Raw genomic sequence first — 16,928 nt, 5'->3', positions numbered from 1 at the left:
GCCGATTTGATAAAATAAAATAGTACATACTTATAAGATGGAAAGATGGAAGGAAGGGGTCACTATGAACAGTAAAGTAACATTTGACTATTCTAAAGCAAAGACATTTATTTCAGAGCATGAGATTGAATCTATGAAGAAGATCGCTGAACAGGCGAAGGCAGAACTTCTTGGCAGGGAAGGGGCGGGGAATGATTTCCTTGGCTGGATCGACCTTCCGGTGGATTATGAAATGGAAGAATTCGCGCGTATTCAGAAAGCAGCGGCAAAGATTCAGGGGGATTCAGAAGTGCTCCTTGTAATTGGCATTGGTGGCTCTTACCTTGGAGCAAGAGCAGCAATCGAGTTCTTGCGCCACAACTTTTATAATATGGTATCTAAGGAAATTCGTAAGACTCCGGAGATCTATTATGTAGGCAACAGCATCAGCAGTACATACCTCAAGCATCTGATGGATGTGGTAGGAGACAGGGACTTTTCCGTAAATATTATCTCAAAGTCAGGTACAACCACGGAGCCAGCCATTGCCTTCCGTATTTTTAAAGAGATGCTGGAGAGGAAGTACGGCAAGGAGGAAGCGGCAAAGAGGATCTACGCTACCACCGACAAGGCAAGGGGAGCGCTTAAGAACCTGGCTGCAGAAGAAGGATATGAGACCTTCGTAGTTCCGGATGACGTAGGAGGCCGCTTCTCTGTATTGACGGCGGTGGGACTTCTTCCGATCGCAGTCAGCGGCGCGGATATAGAGAAACTAATGGAAGGCGCAGCGTCTGCAAGAGAGAGGGCGATTGGCGATCCTTATGAGAGCAACGATGCAGTTTTGTACGCGGCGATCCGCAATATTCTCCACAGAAAAGGGAAATCCATCGAGATTCTTGCAAACTACGAGCCAAGCCTTCACTATGTATCCGAGTGGTGGAAGCAGCTCTGCGGGGAGAGCGAAGGCAAAGACCAGAAGGGAATCTATCCGGCGTCTGTTGACCTTACCACAGACCTTCATTCCATGGGTCAGTTCATCCAGGACGGAAGCCGTATCATGTTTGAGACGGTCCTGAATGTGGAGGAATCTGCCGAGGAGATTAGAATCCAGGAAGAGCCGGTCGACCTTGACGGACTGAACTATCTGGCGGGGCAGACGGTTGATTTTGTCAACAAAAGCGCCATGAATGGCACGATTCTTGCCCATACGGATGGAAATGTTCCGAACCTGATTGTTAATGTTCCAAGGCAGGATGAGTTCTCTTTGGGGCAGTTGTTCTACTTCTTTGAATTTGCCATTGGCGTAAGCGGATATATATCCGGCGTGAATCCATTTAACCAGCCAGGCGTGGAGAGTTATAAGAAGAACATGTTCGCGCTGCTTGGAAAGCCTGGCTTTGAAAAGGAAAGAGAAGAATTATTAAAGAGATTATAATGAGCACGATATATGATAAGTTAAAAGACTATAGCGACTCAGACTATTATGGGTTCCATATGCCGGGCCATAAGCGGAATCTGGACATGCTCAAGTCCACGGTTCCCTATAAGATTGATATTACGGAGATTGAGGGATTTGACGACCTTCATCATGCGGAGGGGATCCTGAAGGAGGCTCAGATCCGGGCAGCCAGGATATACCATGCGGATGAGACTCATTTTCTAATCAATGGAAGTACCGTAGGAATTTTAAGCGCCATTGCCGGCGTAACAAAAAAAGGAGATACCATACTTGTGGCAAGAAATTGCCACAAGTCTGTGTATCATGCCATATACATGAATGAATTGAATCCAGTGTATCTGTATCCTGAATTCAATCATTGCGCGCAGTTGAATACAGAGGTTTCCGTAGACGATGTGAGGGAGGCCCTTGATAAGTATCCTTCCATCCGGGCAGTGGTCATCGTGTCGCCCACTTATGACGGCGTGGTATCGGATGTGGAAGCCATAGCAGAAGCGGTCCATGAAAAAGGCATACCACTGATTGTGGATGAAGCCCATGGAGCGCATTTTGGCTTTCATCCATATTTTCCTCAGAACGCTAATACGAGGGGGGCGGATATCGTGATCCACAGCCTTCACAAGACATTGCCGGCGCTGACGCAGACTGCGCTTCTGCATATCAATGGAAGCCTTGCAAGCCGCAAGGGAGTCCGGGAATATCTGCGGATGCTCCAGTCCAGCAGCCCGTCTTATGTGTTGATGTCCAGCATAGACTCCTGCATCGATATGCTGGAAAACAGAAGAAAAGAACTATTCGATCCTTATGTCAAGATGCTGGAGAAGATGCGGGGGAGGCTTAGACAGCTGAAACGCCTGGAACTGGTGGAGACGGAGAATTTTGACAGGTCCAAGATCGTCATATCCGTCCGGCATGCTGACATGAGTAGTAAAAGGCTCTACAGGATACTGCTGAATGAATACCATCTACAGATGGAGATGGTAGCCGGGACTTATATTCTGGCAATGACATCCATAGGAGACACGGAGGATGGCATGGAGCGTCTGGCAAGGGCGCTGAAAGAGATTGACGCCCAGGCGGACGAACGGATGCGGTCGGGGAATTGTCTGGAAGAAACGCCCACGATTATAGGGGCGAGCCTGCCCAGGCCGGAAGTGGTATATAACAGTTCTGTGATGGAGAATATGCTGGATGAGGCTGCAATCAGCGCAGTACCTGGAAGCAAGGTCCGGCGTTTGCCGTGGAGGGATAGTGTAGGGTATATATCCACGGAGTATGCATATCTCTATCCTCCTGGAAGTCCTTTGATCGTACCGGGAGAAAGGGTATCACAAGAGGCGGTAGATATGTTACAATGGTATCATAATCTAAGATTCGCTATCGAAGGATTGAAAGAAGACCAGTATATTGAGGTTTGGATGCATGGGTAAGATTTATTATATGATGGGAAAGAGTTCTTCCGGGAAGGATACGCTGTTTAAGGAAGTCAAGAAGGCATTGCCCTGGCTTCAGACGATTACGCTGTATACTACCCGGCCAATCCGGGAAGGAGAGCGGGACGGCGTAGAATACTTTTTCGTTTCAGAGGATACATTAAATGCATATGAGAATCAAGGGAAGGTGATAGAGCAACGCGCCTATGATACGGTGCACGGCATTTGGAAGTATGCCACCGTTGATGATGGCCAGATCAACCTTGATACATCGGACTATCTGGTAATCGGAACCCTTCAGTCTTATGAACGGATGCAGAAGTTTTATGGGCCTGATAAACTGGCGCCGATCTATATCGAGGTAGAAGACGGCGAGCGGCTTGCCAGGGCTCTGGCGCGGGAGCGGGAGCAGGAGACGCCCAAATACGCGGAATTATGCAGAAGATTTCTTGCAGACACGAAGGATTTCGCAGAAGAGAATCTGAAAAGCCTTGGGATACAGAAAAGATTTGTGAATGATAATAGAACACGATGCTTAGAAGAAATTATAGGGGAAATACGACATGGGAACGTTTAAAGATGTGGTTGGCCACAAAGACATTATTAATTATATCAGGAATGCGGTAAGAGAGGACAAGGTGTCCCACGCTTATATATTGAATGGAGAGCGGGGAGCCGGCAAGAAGATGCTGGCGAATCTGTTTGCCGCCACATTGCTGTGCGAGAAAGGCGGGCCGGATCCGTGCAATGAATGCCATTCCTGCAGACAGGCAGAAAGCGGCAACCATCCGGATATTATAAAGGTTACACACGAGAAGCCGAATTCTATTAGTGTGGACGACATCCGGGAACAGGTGAATAATACGATTATGATAAAGCCCTACCAGGGACCATATAAGGTATACATTATTCCCCAGGCAGATATGATGACGACCCAGGCGCAGAACGCCTTGCTTAAAACGATCGAGGAGCCGCCGGAATATGCGGTAATCATGCTTCTTACAGAGAATGCGGATACGCTGCTGCCGACGATTAATTCCAGGTGCGTAATGCTGAAACTGCGTAATATTAAGGATACCCTGATTAAGAAGTATCTGATGGAGACCATGCAGGTTCCGGATTATAAGGCGGATATGTGCACTGCATTTGCCCAGGGAAATATGGGACGTGCCATTATGCTGGCGAATTCCGAACATTTTAATGAGATCCGTGATGAGGCGGTGCAGCTGCTGAAGTACATCAATGAGATGGAGTTAAGCGAGATCGTGCAGGCGGTAAGCCGGATCACGGCATATAAGCTGGAAATCAATGACTATCTGGATATTATCATGATATGGTATCGGGATGTCTTATTATATAAAGCAACCAAGGATATGGATAAGGTCGTATTCAAAGACCAGATAAAATATATCAAAGAACGGGCTAAGAGAAGTTCCTATGAAGGAATCGAGCTTATCATAGAAAGCCTGGAAAAAGCCAAAGCCAGATTAAAGGCCAATGTAAACTTTGATCTGGTAATGGAACTGTTGTTCCTGACAATAAAGGAGAATTAACAATATGACAAGAGTAATTGGAGTAAGGTTCCGCCCGGCAGGGAAGATATACTTCTTCGCGCCGGGGAAATATAATATTCATACAGGGGATAAGGTGATCGTCGAGACGGCCAGAGGCGTTGAGTTTGGCACGGTAGTCACCGGCCAGAAGGATGTAGAGGATGACAAGATCACCCAGCCGCTGAAGCCGGTCATCCGTATTGCGACCCAGGATGACATCCGCAAGGAAGAAAAGAACAGGGAAAAGGAAAAGGAAGCATTTGGCATCTGCCTTGAGAAGATCCGCAAGCATGGCCTTGAGATGAAGCTGATCGACGCGGAGTATACATTTGACAACAATAAGGTGCTTTTCTACTTTACCGCAGACGGGAGGATTGACTTCAGGGAACTGGTGAAAGACTTGGCGAGCGTGTTCAGGACCAGGATAGAACTGAGACAGATCGGAGTAAGAGATGAGACGAAGATCCGGGGAGGAATCGGGATCTGCGGCCGTCCGCTTTGCTGCAATACGTATCTGTCTGAATTCGCGCCGGTATCCATCAAGATGGCGAAAGAGCAGAATCTATCCCTGAACCCTTCTAAGATATCAGGGGTATGCGGCAGGCTGATGTGCTGCCTGACCAATGAGGAAGAGACTTATGAAGAATTGAACAGCCGACTTCCTTCCAATGGAGATCATGTAACTACGCCGGAAGGCCTGAGAGGCGATGTGCAGTCTGTTAATGTGCTGCGGCAGCAGGTGAAGGTTATCGTAACCCTGGATAATGATGAAAAAGAGATCCGTGAGTATAAAGCCAGCGAACTTAGATTCAAGCCAAAGCGCAAGAAGAAGGATGTGAAATTATCCAAAGAAGAATTGGCACAGCTAAAGGCGCTGGAAGAGAAGAATGGAGCGTCAAAACTGGATGATGAATAGTTTAAAGCCTAACGAGCGCCTGGATGATCTGATGATTAAAGGATATGAGATTATACAGAGCCCGGGACGCTTCTGCTTTGGCATGGACGCCATACTTCTGTCTTCTTTTGCCACGGTGAAGAAGAACGAGACGGCGCTGGATCTGGGCAGCGGAACTGGAATACTTCCGATTCTGCTGGAAGCGAAGAATGAAGGGGCGCATTATACCGGCCTTGAGATTCAGGAAGAAAGCGCCGATATGGCCCGCAGAAGCGTTAGACATAATCATCTGCAGGACAAGGTGGACATTATCACAGGAGATATCAAAGAGGCATCCGCCATATTTGGGGCGGCCTCTTTTCATGTAATTACGACAAATCCCCCCTATATGATCGGAGATCACGGGCTGAAGAATGAAAATGAAGCCTTGTATATTGCCCGCCATGAGGTCCTATGTACGCTGGATGATATTTTAAGGGAGAGCGCCAGGCTTCTGAAGCCGAAGGGAAGATTCTATATGATCCACCGGCCATTCAGGCTGCCGGAGATACTTTCTAAGATGACAGCCGCAGGAATTGAGCCGAAGCGTATGCGGCTGGTGTATCCATTCGTGGATAAAGAGCCCAATATGGTGCTGCTTGAAGGTCTGCGGGGAGGCAATCCCAGAATGAAGGTAGAGCCGCCTCTCATCTCGTATGAGCAGGATGGAAAATATACGGAAGAAATGATGAAAATATATGGGATGGACTAGCCTTTAAAAGGGGCTAAAAGGAGAAGACATGTCAGGAACATTATACTTATGCGCAACGCCGATAGGCAATCTGGAAGATATGACGCTTAGATGCATCCGTGTCCTAAAAGAGGTGGATTTGATCGCGGCCGAGGATACGCGAAACAGCATCAAGCTGCTGAATCATTTCGAGATTAAGACCCCTATGACCAGTTATCATGAGTACAACAAGATAGAAAAAGGGCACAGGCTGGCAGAACGGCTTCAAAGTGGAGAAGATATAGCCCTGATTACGGATGCGGGGACGCCGGGCATCTCGGATCCGGGAGAAGAATTAGTGCGCATGTGCCAGGAGGCGGGAATAACCGTAACTGCCCTTCCGGGAGCAGTAGCCTGTATCACGGCGCTTACCATATCCGGACTGGCTACCAGAAGATTTGCGTTTGAGGCTTTTCTTCCGACCGATAAGAAGGAGCGCCAGGCCATACTGGAGGAACTAAAAGGGGAGACCCGGACCATGATTCTCTATGAAGCGCCCCATCGGCTGACCCGGACGCTTAAGGTTCTCTACGAGGCTTTGGGTAACCGCAGGCTCAGCGTATGCAGGGAATTGACGAAAAAGCATGAGACGGTATTTGCCACCACGATCGAGGATGCGCTTGACTATTACGAGAGCCAGGAGCCGAAAGGCGAGTGCGTGATGGTGATCGAGGGAAAGAGCCGCGAAGAGATCAGGGCAGAGGAAAAGGCCCAGTGGGAAGAAATGGACATTGAAGCGCATATGGAATATTATCTTGAGCGGGGCATGGGTAAGAAGGAAGCCATGAAGCAAGTAGCCAAGGACCGGGGCGTAAGCAAGCGCGATATCTACCAGGCGCTGCTGTAAAATTCTTCCTTGGTCAACTTGTATAGAAAACCAGAAAAAAATTGTTCAATTTGGGCATACCCCAAGTTGGACTTTTTTTATATACTTTGTAACAGAACGAAACGATATCATAGATACGAAAGTATTTTTAGGAGGAATTCAAAATGGCAAGTTTATCACTGAAACATATTAACAAAGTGTATCCAAATGGATTTGAGGCGGTTAAAGACTTCAACCTTGAGATCGAAGACAAGGAGTTCATCATCTTCGTAGGACCTTCCGGATGCGGCAAATCTACAACGCTTCGAATGATCGCCGGCCTGGAAGAGATCTCTTCCGGAGAACTGAAGATTGGTGACAAGATTGTAAATGACGTTGAGCCTAAGGACAGAGACATCGCGATGGTATTCCAGAACTATGCTCTGTATCCTCATATGACCGTTTATGATAATATGTCATTTGGCCTGAAACTAAGAAAGGTGCCAAAGGATCAGATTGACAAGATGGTTCGCGAAGCGGCTAAGGTTCTGGATCTTGAGCCATTGTTAGACCGTAAGCCAAAGGCTTTGTCAGGCGGACAGAGACAGCGTGTTGCTATGGGACGTGCTATCGTGCGTAATCCTAAGGTATTCCTTATGGATGAGCCTCTTTCAAACCTGGACGCAAAACTTCGTGGACAGATGCGCATTGAGATCTCCAAGCTGCATCAGAGACTGGGAACCACAATTATCTATGTAACGCATGACCAGACAGAGGCTATGACCCTTGGTACAAGAATCGTAGTTATGAATGCTGGTATCGTACAGCAGGTAGATACTCCTCAGACACTGTATGATTATCCTTGCAACCTGTTCGTAGCAGGATTCATCGGATCTCCGCAGATGAACTTTATCGACGCCATATGCAAGGTAAAAGGCGATAAGGTATGGCTTGCTGCAGGCCCTTCCGAGATCGAGCTTCCTCCGGCAAAGGGCAAGAAGCTTATCGAAGGCGGCTATGACGGAAAGACGGTAGTGCTTGGAATCCGTCCGGAAGATGTTCATGATGAGCAGATGTTTATTGAAGCGTCTCCGAACACGGTAATCGAAGCAACAATCCGTGTATATGAAATGCTTGGCGCGGAAGTATATCTGTACTTTGACTATGAAGGCTCTAACATGACCGCAAGAGTTGATCCAAGAACGACAGCAAGAACGGGAGATACAGTCAAGTTTGCCCTGGATGCTGAGAAGATCCATGTATTTGACAAAGAGACAGAACTGACGATTACAAACTAATAGAGTGTTGATAATTATGAGAAAAAGGCCAGGGGTTGAGTTACGAATCCCTGGCCTTACTGATGATATTGAAAATGTTAATTATATTCTCCCATATAATACCGATTGAAATGATACTTTTTAGAAGCAGCTACGCGCTTTCGCATAAGTTCCTCCGCCAAAGATTCGTTTGAATCCCGGAGGGCATTCAGAAACTGCCGGAGCGCATCTATATCCTGGCTGGAAAGGCTGTCATCGGATTTGACAACAATGCATTTGCTAAGTTTGATTAGATTTCTGATGGTTGCTTCTATACGACTGTTCTTGGTGGTATGGATTATAAAACGGTGAAATTCCGCGTCATATTCCTTTACCGCTTTAAGGTCATTCTTTTGAAAACTTTCGATACATTGCATGTAAGCAAACTCTTTTTTGATGTCTTGATATTGCCTGCTGACAAAATTTTCCACCCTTATTTTCTTAAAGTATAACATAAGTGAGAAAATGAAACAATTGGATTGAAAACAGTGATTTACTTCCAAAGGGAAAGGGCAAAATATTAGACATGATTTCTAACATATGGTAGAATAGAACATGCATTTAGCAGAACAGGAGGGTAACGATTGTTATCGAATCAGATATTGCATAAAACAGTACAGGATATAAAGCGTATTACAGGGCTTGAGTGCGGCGTCTGGGATATGGATGCCAAATGTCTTGTAATGACCAGCGAAAGGATGCTGGGGCTGGAAAAAGAGGTGGCCTCTTTCTGCCGGAAGGCGCTTAAAGAGCCGGAACAGGCGGGGGAAGACGCCGGGCTGTTCCTTGTATGCGACGAAGACGAGCCGGCCTATATACTGGCGCTGGCGGGGCAGGATCCCCGGATGTCCATAGCGGGAAAGATGGGAGCCAGCCAGCTTGCCAACCTTCTGTATGCATATAAGGAGAGAATGGATAAGAATCGTTTTATCCAGAACCTTATTCTGGATAATATGCTGCTGGTAGATGTATATAACCAGGCGAAGAAGATGAAGATTCCGACAGAACTTAAACGGACGGTATTTCTGATCGAGGCCAAGAATGAGGGTGAGAGCCTGATTCTGGAGACGCTTAAAGGGTTATATGCCACCGGCACGAAGGATTTTGTGACAGCAGTTGACGAGAGGCATGTAATTCTGGTAAAGGCCCTTGAGAATACGGATGGCTATGGACAGTTGAACCAGATAGCGAAAGTGCTTGTGGATACGCTGAATATGGAAGCCATGGTAAGCGTCCGGATATCTTACGGAACCATTGTGGATGAGTTAAAAGAGGTATCCAGATCCTACAAAGAGGCAGATATGGCGCTTGAGGTGGGAAGAGTATTCTATGTGGATAAGAACATTCTGGCATATAGTGAACTGGGAATCGGGCGGCTGATCCATCAGCTTCCGGCGTCCCTGTGCGAGATGTTTTTAAAAGAGGTGTTTGACGGGGATGTGGCCGTCCAGTTCGAGGAGGAAGAACTGACGACAGTATATACATTCTTTGACAATAACCTGAATATATCCGAGACTGCGAGGCAGTTGTACGTGCATCGCAATACGCTGGTGTACAGGCTGGAGAAGATCCAGAAGAAGACAGGACTGGATGTCCGTGTGTTTGAGGATGCGCTGACATTCAAGATTGCCATGATGGTAGCAGATCACATGAAGTATATGAATGATTAGGAGGAGACAAGATATGGTGAAACTGTTTGATAAAGGAGTCTATCTGTTAAATGGAACAGAGATTGCTAAAAGCGCCGAAGAGGCAAAGGCAAAGACCGGGCAGGAAGTATCCCAGGAAGAGGCAGCCAGAAATACGATGGCATACAGGATCCTTGAAGCTCACAATTTATCAGGGAACATGGAGAGGCTTCAGATTAAATTTGATAAGTTGACTTCCCATGACATTACGTTTGTAGGAATCATCCAGACGGCAAGGGCGTCTGGCCTTGAGAAGTTTCCCATTCCCTATGTCTTGACAAACTGCCATAATTCTCTGTGCGCGGTCGGCGGCACGATCAATGAAGATGACCATATGTTTGGCCTTACCTGTGCCAAGAAGTATGGCGGCGTATATGTGCCGCCTCATCAGGCAGTCATTCACCAGTATGCCCGCGAGATGCTTTCAGGCGGCGGCAAGATGATACTTGGCTCCGACAGCCATACCCGCTATGGCGCATTGGGCACCATGGCTATGGGAGAAGGAGGACCGGAACTGGTAAAGCAGCTCCTGAATAAGACCTATGATATCAAGATGCCGGGCGTAGTGGGAATCTACCTTGATGGCGAGCCGTCAGTGGGCGTAGGCCCGCAGGACGTGGCGCTTGCGATCATTGGGGCGACTTTTGGAAATGGCTATGTGAACAATAAGGTTATGGAGTTCGTAGGACCGGGAGTCTCCAAATTAAGCGCCGACTTCCGTATCGGCATAGATGTTATGACGACGGAGACCACCTGTCTGTCTTCGATCTGGCGGACGGATGAGAAGATTAAGGAATTCTATGACATCCACGGAAGAGTGGAAGAGTATCAGGAACTGAATCCGGGGGCCATTACATATTATGATGGCATGGTATACGTGAACTTAAGCGAGATCAAGCCAATGATCGCGATGCCATTCCACCCGTCCAACGTCTACACCATCGACGAGGTAAACGCCAACCTTAAGGATGTGCTTCATGACGTGGAGCAAAAGGCGCTGGTCAGCCTGGACAAAGCGGTAGACTATACACTTCAGGATAAGATCGTGGATGGCAAATTGTATGTAGAGCAGGGAATCATCGCAGGCTGCGCGGGCGGCGGATTTGAGAATATCTGTGCGGCGGCGGATATCATCAAGGGGCGTTACATCGGCGCGGATGAGTTCACATTCAGCGTATATCCGGCAAGCACCCCGATCTATATGGAACTGGTGAAGAACGGGGCAGTTGCAACCTTGATGGAAGCAGGAACCATTGTTAAAACGGCATTCTGCGGACCATGCTTTGGCGCCGGGGATACGCCTGCCAATCATGCGTTCTCCATCCGCCACTCGACAAGAAACTTCCCGAACAGAGAAGGCTCCAAACTCCAGAGCGGACAGATTGCTTCCGTGGCTCTTATGGATGCCCGCTCTATTGCGGCGACGGCTGCAAACAAGGGATTCCTTACCCCTGCCACAGCGATGGATGTGGAGTACGTGGGACGGAAATATCATTTTGATAAGAATATCTATGCGAACCGTGTCTTTGACAGCAAGGGCGTGGCAGATCCGTCCGTGGAGATCAAGTTCGGGCCGAATATTAAGGACTGGCCGCAGATGCCTGCGCTGCCGGAGAATTTGGTGCTGAAGGTTGTCTCAGAGATTCATGACCCGGTAACCACGACGGATGAACTGATACCGTCGGGCGAGACGTCTTCCTATCGTTCCAATCCGCTGGGGCTGGCCGAATTTGCACTATCCAGGAAAGACCCGGCTTATGTGGGACGAGCCAAGGAAGTGCAGAAAGCGCAGAAAGCGATCGAGGCAGGACAGTGCCCGCTGGAAGTGCTGGACGAATTAAAGCCGGTTATGGACAAGGTGCGTAAGGCCTATCCGGAGGCGGGCGAAGGCAACCTGGGAGTAGGAAGCACCATATTCGCAGTGAAGCCTGGAGACGGCTCCGCCAGGGAGCAGGCGGCGTCCTGCCAGAAAGTGCTGGGAGGATGGGCGAACATTGCCAATGAGTACGCTACCAAGAGATACCGCTCCAATCTGATCAACTGGGGCATGCTTCCGTTTATTACCAAAGAAGATCATGAGAGCCTCAGCTTCAAGAATGGAGACTATCTGTTCGTGCCGGATATCAGAAAGGCAGTGGAAGAGAAGGCGGCGGATATTAAGGCTTACGTGGTAGGGGAAGACCTGAAGGAAATCCATCTGCAGCTGGGCGATATGACGGACGCGGAAAGGGAGATTATCCTGAAGGGCTGCCTGATCAATTACTACAGAGACTAATCTATTTCATAGAGACAGGATAAAAAAGATAATTGGGGACGCGGTAGAATAAAATTACTGCGTCCCCAATTGCAACAGTTAGGCTGTTTTTCGACTCTAATATATAACAGGAACCTGACCAGAACCATAAGCCATATCTGACAGGGAGGATAAGATATGAGATGTAATGCAGAGACATTTGCGCAGATGTATGAAGCGGTCTATATGGATTTGTACCGGTTTGCCGTGTGCATAATGAGAAACCGGCAGGAGGCGGAGGATGCTGTCAGCGAAGCTGTGGTAGCCGCTTACGAGAATATCGGGAAGCTTCGGAGCAGAGACGCCTTTAAGAACTGGATATTCACAATCCTGGCTAATATATGCAGAAAAAAAATAAAAAAAGCGTCCAGGAAGATGGAACAGTCCGGGGAGGCATTTACACTGTTTGCTTCCGAAGAGCCGGACTACAGTGAGATGATCGATGTCAGAAAGGCATTCTTTATCTTGTCGGACGAAGAGCAGGAGATTGTGGGCCTGTCGGTATTCGCGGGCTATAATAGCCGGGAGATCGCACAGATGCTTCGCATGAACCCGAACACGGTGCGTTCCAAGCGAAGCCGTGCATTGCAGAAGATGGAGTGTATCTTGAAATGAGTCGAAGGAGGCGGTTGTATGGATAGAAAAGAGCGGGAAATCATCGATAGAATCAAGGACCGGGCAGACGAGATAAAGGCTGCGGACAGTCTGAGCCCGGATCATGTTAAGGAGATGCTGGAAGGAAAGAAGCAGAAAAAGCGGCTGCGTCCATACCAGGTCACAGCGCTGGCCGCGGCATGCCTGGCTGTCGTGATTGCGGGAGCCGTATGGGGAAGTAGGGATGGGACCCCTGATAAAAGCAAGCCGTCAGGCTCTAGAAGCAGTCAGATCAGCGACAGCAAGCAGATTGCCAGTGCGAACAGTTATGATGAGATCTACGAGTATATTGAGAGATACCAGAAGGAGATGAAGACGAGGGAATTCGTCACATCGGATTCAGGAACCAAGACTTTGGAAAGCACAGCGCCAGATAACGCGTCCGGAAACGCGTCATCAGCGCCGAATGCCGGAACTAAGTCATCGGATGCGGGCGTGGCCCATGAAGAAAGCGCCGAATACTCCCGGACCAATGTCAGGCAGGAAGGCGTGGACGAAGGCGATGTGGTTAAGACGGATGGAAAATATCTGTATGTGCTGAAAGACAGCAGGCAGGAAGTGTCGATCGTAAAAGCAGACGGCAAGGATATGGAAGAGGCCGGCTCTATTAAGGCTGACGATGCATCCCAGATCCAGGAGATTTATCTGCAGCCGGATTCCGGAAAACTGGTATTGATCTGCAGCAAATTCGATGTTTTGGAAGATGGGGACTATCCTTCCGGCAGAGGCTTTTATAATACGCAATCTGTGGAAGCCGTCACCTATGATGTCCGGGACGCTTCATCACCCCGGGAGGAGGGACGGGTGACCCAGAGTGGGAACTATAGTTCCTCAAGAATGGCGAACGGATACTTGTACTTGTTCAGCGAATTCTATACGGGCCAGGAACTGAGAAAGAGCGAGCCTGGGACATTTGTCCCAATGGTTAATGGAGAAGTTTTAGCGAAAGACGACATCTTTCTGCCTCCGGTATTGCAGGCAAATATGTATGAAGTGATTACATCTGTTGATCTCGATCATCCGAAAGAAACCAAGGACAGTAAGGCCATATTCTCCAATGGCGGCCAGGCATATGTCAGCAATGAGAATATCTATTTCTACGAGACGCAGTGGGGATATCCGAAGGGAGATACTACGACGGTCCGTAAAGTAGCCTACAAAAACGGAGAACTAAAGGCGATCGCCCAGGGCAAGTTTGACGGCTATCTGAAGGATTCCTTCTGTATCGATGAATACGAAGGAAATCTGCGCGTGGTCACGACAAAAGGTGATGATAACAGCGTCTATGTGCTGGATAAGAACCTGGAAGTCATAGGCTCCATTGAAGGTTTGGCTGAAGATGAGCAGGTATATTCCGCCAGATTCATGGGAGATACAGGATATATCGTGACATTCAGGCAGATGGATCCGCTCTTTAGCGTGGACTTGTCCGATCCGAAGAATCCTAAGATTCTTGGGGCATTGAAGATTCCCGGTTTTTCAGAGTATCTTCATTTCTATGGCGAAGACAGGCTGCTTGGGATTGGAATGGACGTGGATGAAAAGGCTCAGTCAACGGATGGAATCAAATTGACGATGTTCGACATTTCCAATAAAGCGGATGTAAAAGAGGCAGACACCTACGTGCTGGAAAATGTATATAGCACGGATGTATCATACGATTATAAGGCGGCGCTGGTTGACCAGGAACGCAATCTGATCGGATTTGCCGGATACACTCAGGGAGGCCGGCACTATTATCTGTTTTCTTATGACGACAACAGCGGATTTGTCTGCAATATGGATGAGGAGATTAACGGAAATGGAGTGCAGGGCGCCAGAGGCGTGTATATTAAGGAGGTACTGTATGTGGTGCAGGGCAATATCATAGAGGCATATAGCCTGGAGGATTATAAGAAGATCGGAGACATTATTCTGTAAGAAGAAAGGCTGCCCCCCTTAGAGATTTAAGGGGCGCAGCCTTTTCTGAAGCATGGGACCGGCAATTACGGCCAATATGATCTTTAGCGTATCTCCGGCCAGATAGGGGAGTACGCCGATAGAGAGTGCGGAGATAAATGTAAGATCCATCTGGATGGCAAGCCAAGCAGTGCCAAACGCATAGGCCACGGCAGTGCCCAGCGCCATACCGATGACTGCGGGAAGACGCCTGCCGGAAAAGATATCCACGGCCAGGCCGGCAATCACAGTCATGAAGATAAAGCCCGCCAGGTATCCGCCGGTGGGACCGGCGATCTTTCCCAATCCGCCGGAAAACCCGGAAAATACAGGAAGCCCGGCCAGGCCAAGAAGGAGATAGATGATGAAGCTGATGCTGGCATCCTTCCAGCCTAGGATATATACGCTTATCAGCAATACCAGATTGGTAAGGCTGATTGGTACAGGGCTTACGGGGATTGGTATGGATAATGGGGCGAGGATGCAGGTGATGGCGGTCATCATTGCGATCAGTACCAGTCTGCGTGGAGAGGGCTTGCCAGCTGCGTTTGTAGTATTAATGTTATTCATAATATCTTACCGTACAGAAGATAGTACGGACTCCTTTCTAAAAGATGAGGCAGGACATGCGCGCAATTATCCTGCATTGCTATAGATGAAGTATAAAAGAAAGAAGCCAATATGTCAACTGTTAAATATACAAGGTTAACAATTGGAAGCGACATTATTGCATGAATTTAATGATTATTTTTGAAAAAACAGATAATTTATATAATAATTTTGAGTTATAAATTAAAATAATAAAAAATTAAAAATAGTGTTGACAAATATGGAGCGCGGTGATATTATAAAGTCAATCCAAGGGAGATCCAAAAAGTTCCTGACGAGAAAGGGAATTGGAAAGATGTCGCATATATTATCAATAATGTATGGAGATGTTTTTTAAAGGATTTGAGAAATTATATTTCATATGTCGGTGAGATGTAATTGCATTTGGAAATATTAGATTAAAGGAGGCTTAATCCATTGGACAATTTAACAGAATCAATATCTCAATATGTTAGTGGTATGGCAAATAAAAGTTCCCGTAGAATAAGCCTTAACCATAGAGGATATTAACCGGTAGATAATTGAATGAAAGTGAAGTCGGAGAAGACAAACCGGAAAGAATATAAGATTCATATTTGCAGACATATTGAAAATAATACCACATAATAGTTCAAAGATATTAGAAGATGTGTGAAGAAACATTACCTAATATATCAGAATTATATAACTATGTAAGCCAGGGTTATAGAAGGAATAACTTAATACAATTATAGACAAATGATAAGGATACTGGCTATAATTGAAACGGTTATAGATATTAATAACCATCACAGGCTGGATTATATAGTAACCAGAGGGATATAAATAATGATATCAAAGGTTAATATAGCAGTTATTATTATAAATATTTATAGTAGATGCTGAGATATAATGATCTAAGACTTTGAGTTATTAATTGATTAAAAGGAGAAAGGCATAAGGGAACGATAGAATCAAAGCAGACCCTCCGATTAGAATAAAAGAATATGATAAAATTAAATAAGAAATAGCCATTATAATCATGAAAGATTGTGATGGCTATTTTTTTGATAATATATGATGTTTCCATTGAAAAAGCAATGGATTTCGGACATAATGGAGATGAGCAGCCAGCATGACTTAAGGATAGGCATGGGGATGCGGCGTCAGGAGGTATACGCATGAATCACGAAGGGGAAGAGTTAGAAAATAGGGCAGCAAGACTGGCTGATCTGTATTTTAGAAAGCACGATTACCATCAGATGGCGGAGTACCTGGCAGATGACGTTACCTGGATTGGCATCAGCAAGGACAGAATATGCCTGACAAAAGATGAGGTCCTTAAAGTCATGGAAATGGAGATGAAAGTGACTGACGGGATATATGAAATATTGCAGGAATGGCACTATGGAATAGAAGTATCAGAACGAGTAGGAGTAACGCTTGCGATGTTTTTTGCAAGCACTTTTTGGAGAAAAATGCAAAATATTTTTGGAGAATGTTGCATCTCCAAATTGGAGAAAGTTGCAAGGCCTCGGCTGGCAGCTATTCTGCCAGCTACATAGCCATTGCAGACCAT

The 16,928-nt window shown here is 47.0% G+C and carries 15 protein-coding genes; 13 read left to right on the top strand and 2 right to left on the bottom strand.

Going from position 1 to position 16,928, the window contains the following annotated elements; genetic code table 11:
* Positions 1 to 64 precede the first annotated feature (64 nt).
* The 8 genes from HDCHBGLK_RS05060 (at position 65) to HDCHBGLK_RS05025 (ending at position 8,191) form a co-directional block, all read left to right on the top strand.
* Complete coding sequence (locus HDCHBGLK_RS05060) at positions 65 to 1,414, top strand: glucose-6-phosphate isomerase (protein WP_039909835.1); 1,350 nt, start codon at positions 65 to 67, stop codon at positions 1,412 to 1,414.
* The gene (locus HDCHBGLK_RS05055) at positions 1,414 to 2,868 is read left to right on the top strand and encodes an aminotransferase class I/II-fold pyridoxal phosphate-dependent enzyme (RefSeq protein WP_004607645.1); all 1,455 of its coding nucleotides are present in this window, start codon (positions 1,414 to 1,416) and stop codon (positions 2,866 to 2,868) included. Before HDCHBGLK_RS05060 ends, HDCHBGLK_RS05055 begins: the two co-directional genes overlap by 1 nt.
* Entirely contained in the window at positions 2,861 to 3,448 is a 588-nt protein-coding gene (locus HDCHBGLK_RS05050; RefSeq protein ID WP_004607646.1) for a nucleoside/nucleotide kinase family protein, read from the top strand. The genes HDCHBGLK_RS05055 and HDCHBGLK_RS05050 overlap by 8 nt, the downstream gene beginning before the upstream one ends.
* Entirely contained in the window at positions 3,435 to 4,424 is a 990-nt protein-coding gene (gene holB / locus HDCHBGLK_RS05045) for a DNA polymerase III subunit delta' (protein WP_004607647.1), read from the top strand. The genes HDCHBGLK_RS05050 and holB overlap by 14 nt, the downstream gene beginning before the upstream one ends.
* Before the next feature lie 4 nt (positions 4,425 to 4,428).
* Positions 4,429 to 5,340, top strand: coding sequence for a PSP1 domain-containing protein (locus tag HDCHBGLK_RS05040; protein ID WP_004607648.1), 912 nt, complete (start codon positions 4,429 to 4,431; stop codon positions 5,338 to 5,340).
* The gene (locus HDCHBGLK_RS05035; protein ID WP_004607649.1) at positions 5,330 to 6,070 is read left to right on the top strand and encodes a tRNA1(Val) (adenine(37)-N6)-methyltransferase; all 741 of its coding nucleotides are present in this window, start codon (positions 5,330 to 5,332) and stop codon (positions 6,068 to 6,070) included. The genes HDCHBGLK_RS05040 and HDCHBGLK_RS05035 overlap by 11 nt, the downstream gene beginning before the upstream one ends.
* A 28-nt stretch (positions 6,071 to 6,098) precedes the next feature.
* Positions 6,099 to 6,935: a 16S rRNA (cytidine(1402)-2'-O)-methyltransferase gene (gene rsmI, locus HDCHBGLK_RS05030; protein WP_004607650.1), complete on the top strand. Its 837-nt coding sequence runs from the start codon at positions 6,099 to 6,101 to the stop codon at positions 6,933 to 6,935.
* Between the two features lie 143 nt (positions 6,936 to 7,078).
* A complete protein-coding gene (locus HDCHBGLK_RS05025; RefSeq protein ID WP_004607651.1) occupies positions 7,079 to 8,191 on the top strand; it encodes an ABC transporter ATP-binding protein in 1,113 nt (370 codons plus the stop codon).
* Positions 8,192 to 8,268: 77 nt separating this feature from the next.
* Here the strand turns inward: HDCHBGLK_RS05025 and HDCHBGLK_RS05020 are convergent, their stop codons facing one another.
* Positions 8,269 to 8,586, bottom strand: coding sequence for an FCD domain-containing protein (locus tag HDCHBGLK_RS05020; protein ID WP_009248374.1), 318 nt, complete (start codon positions 8,584 to 8,586; stop codon positions 8,269 to 8,271).
* Positions 8,587 to 8,793: 207 nt separating this feature from the next.
* Between HDCHBGLK_RS05020 and HDCHBGLK_RS05015 the strand changes: the two genes are divergently transcribed.
* From HDCHBGLK_RS05015 to HDCHBGLK_RS05000, 4 genes are all read left to right on the top strand, one after another.
* Positions 8,794 to 9,879: a PucR family transcriptional regulator gene (locus HDCHBGLK_RS05015; RefSeq protein ID WP_009248373.1), complete on the top strand. Its 1,086-nt coding sequence runs from the start codon at positions 8,794 to 8,796 to the stop codon at positions 9,877 to 9,879.
* A gap of 13 nt (positions 9,880 to 9,892) precedes the next feature.
* A complete protein-coding gene (locus HDCHBGLK_RS05010) occupies positions 9,893 to 12,172 on the top strand; it encodes a hydratase (RefSeq protein WP_009248372.1) in 2,280 nt (759 codons plus the stop codon).
* 156 nt (positions 12,173 to 12,328) lie between these two features.
* Entirely contained in the window at positions 12,329 to 12,805 is a 477-nt protein-coding gene (locus HDCHBGLK_RS05005; RefSeq protein ID WP_004607655.1) for an RNA polymerase sigma factor, read from the top strand.
* A gap of 18 nt (positions 12,806 to 12,823) precedes the next feature.
* A complete protein-coding gene (locus HDCHBGLK_RS05000; RefSeq protein WP_004607656.1) occupies positions 12,824 to 14,764 on the top strand; it encodes a beta-propeller domain-containing protein in 1,941 nt (646 codons plus the stop codon).
* Positions 14,765 to 14,782: 18 nt separating this feature from the next.
* Here the strand turns inward: HDCHBGLK_RS05000 and HDCHBGLK_RS04995 are convergent, their stop codons facing one another.
* Positions 14,783 to 15,352: a biotin transporter BioY gene (locus tag HDCHBGLK_RS04995; RefSeq protein WP_004607657.1), complete on the bottom strand. Its 570-nt coding sequence runs from the start codon at positions 15,350 to 15,352 to the stop codon at positions 14,783 to 14,785.
* A 1,178-nt stretch (positions 15,353 to 16,530) separates the two neighbouring features.
* Here HDCHBGLK_RS04995 and HDCHBGLK_RS04990 point away from each other — a divergent pair.
* Positions 16,531 to 16,914, top strand: a complete 384-nt coding sequence (locus HDCHBGLK_RS04990) for a nuclear transport factor 2 family protein (RefSeq protein WP_130574559.1) — start codon at positions 16,531 to 16,533, stop codon at positions 16,912 to 16,914.
* The last annotated feature ends 14 nt before the right edge of the window (positions 16,915 to 16,928 follow it).

The sequence above is a fragment of the [Clostridium] scindens ATCC 35704 genome, assembly GCF_004295125.1.
Taxonomy (GTDB): domain Bacteria; phylum Bacillota; class Clostridia; order Lachnospirales; family Lachnospiraceae; genus Clostridium_AP; species Clostridium_AP scindens.
The sequence above is the reverse complement of the archived record's forward strand: the minus strand, read 5'-3'. Positions and strand labels throughout refer to the sequence as shown.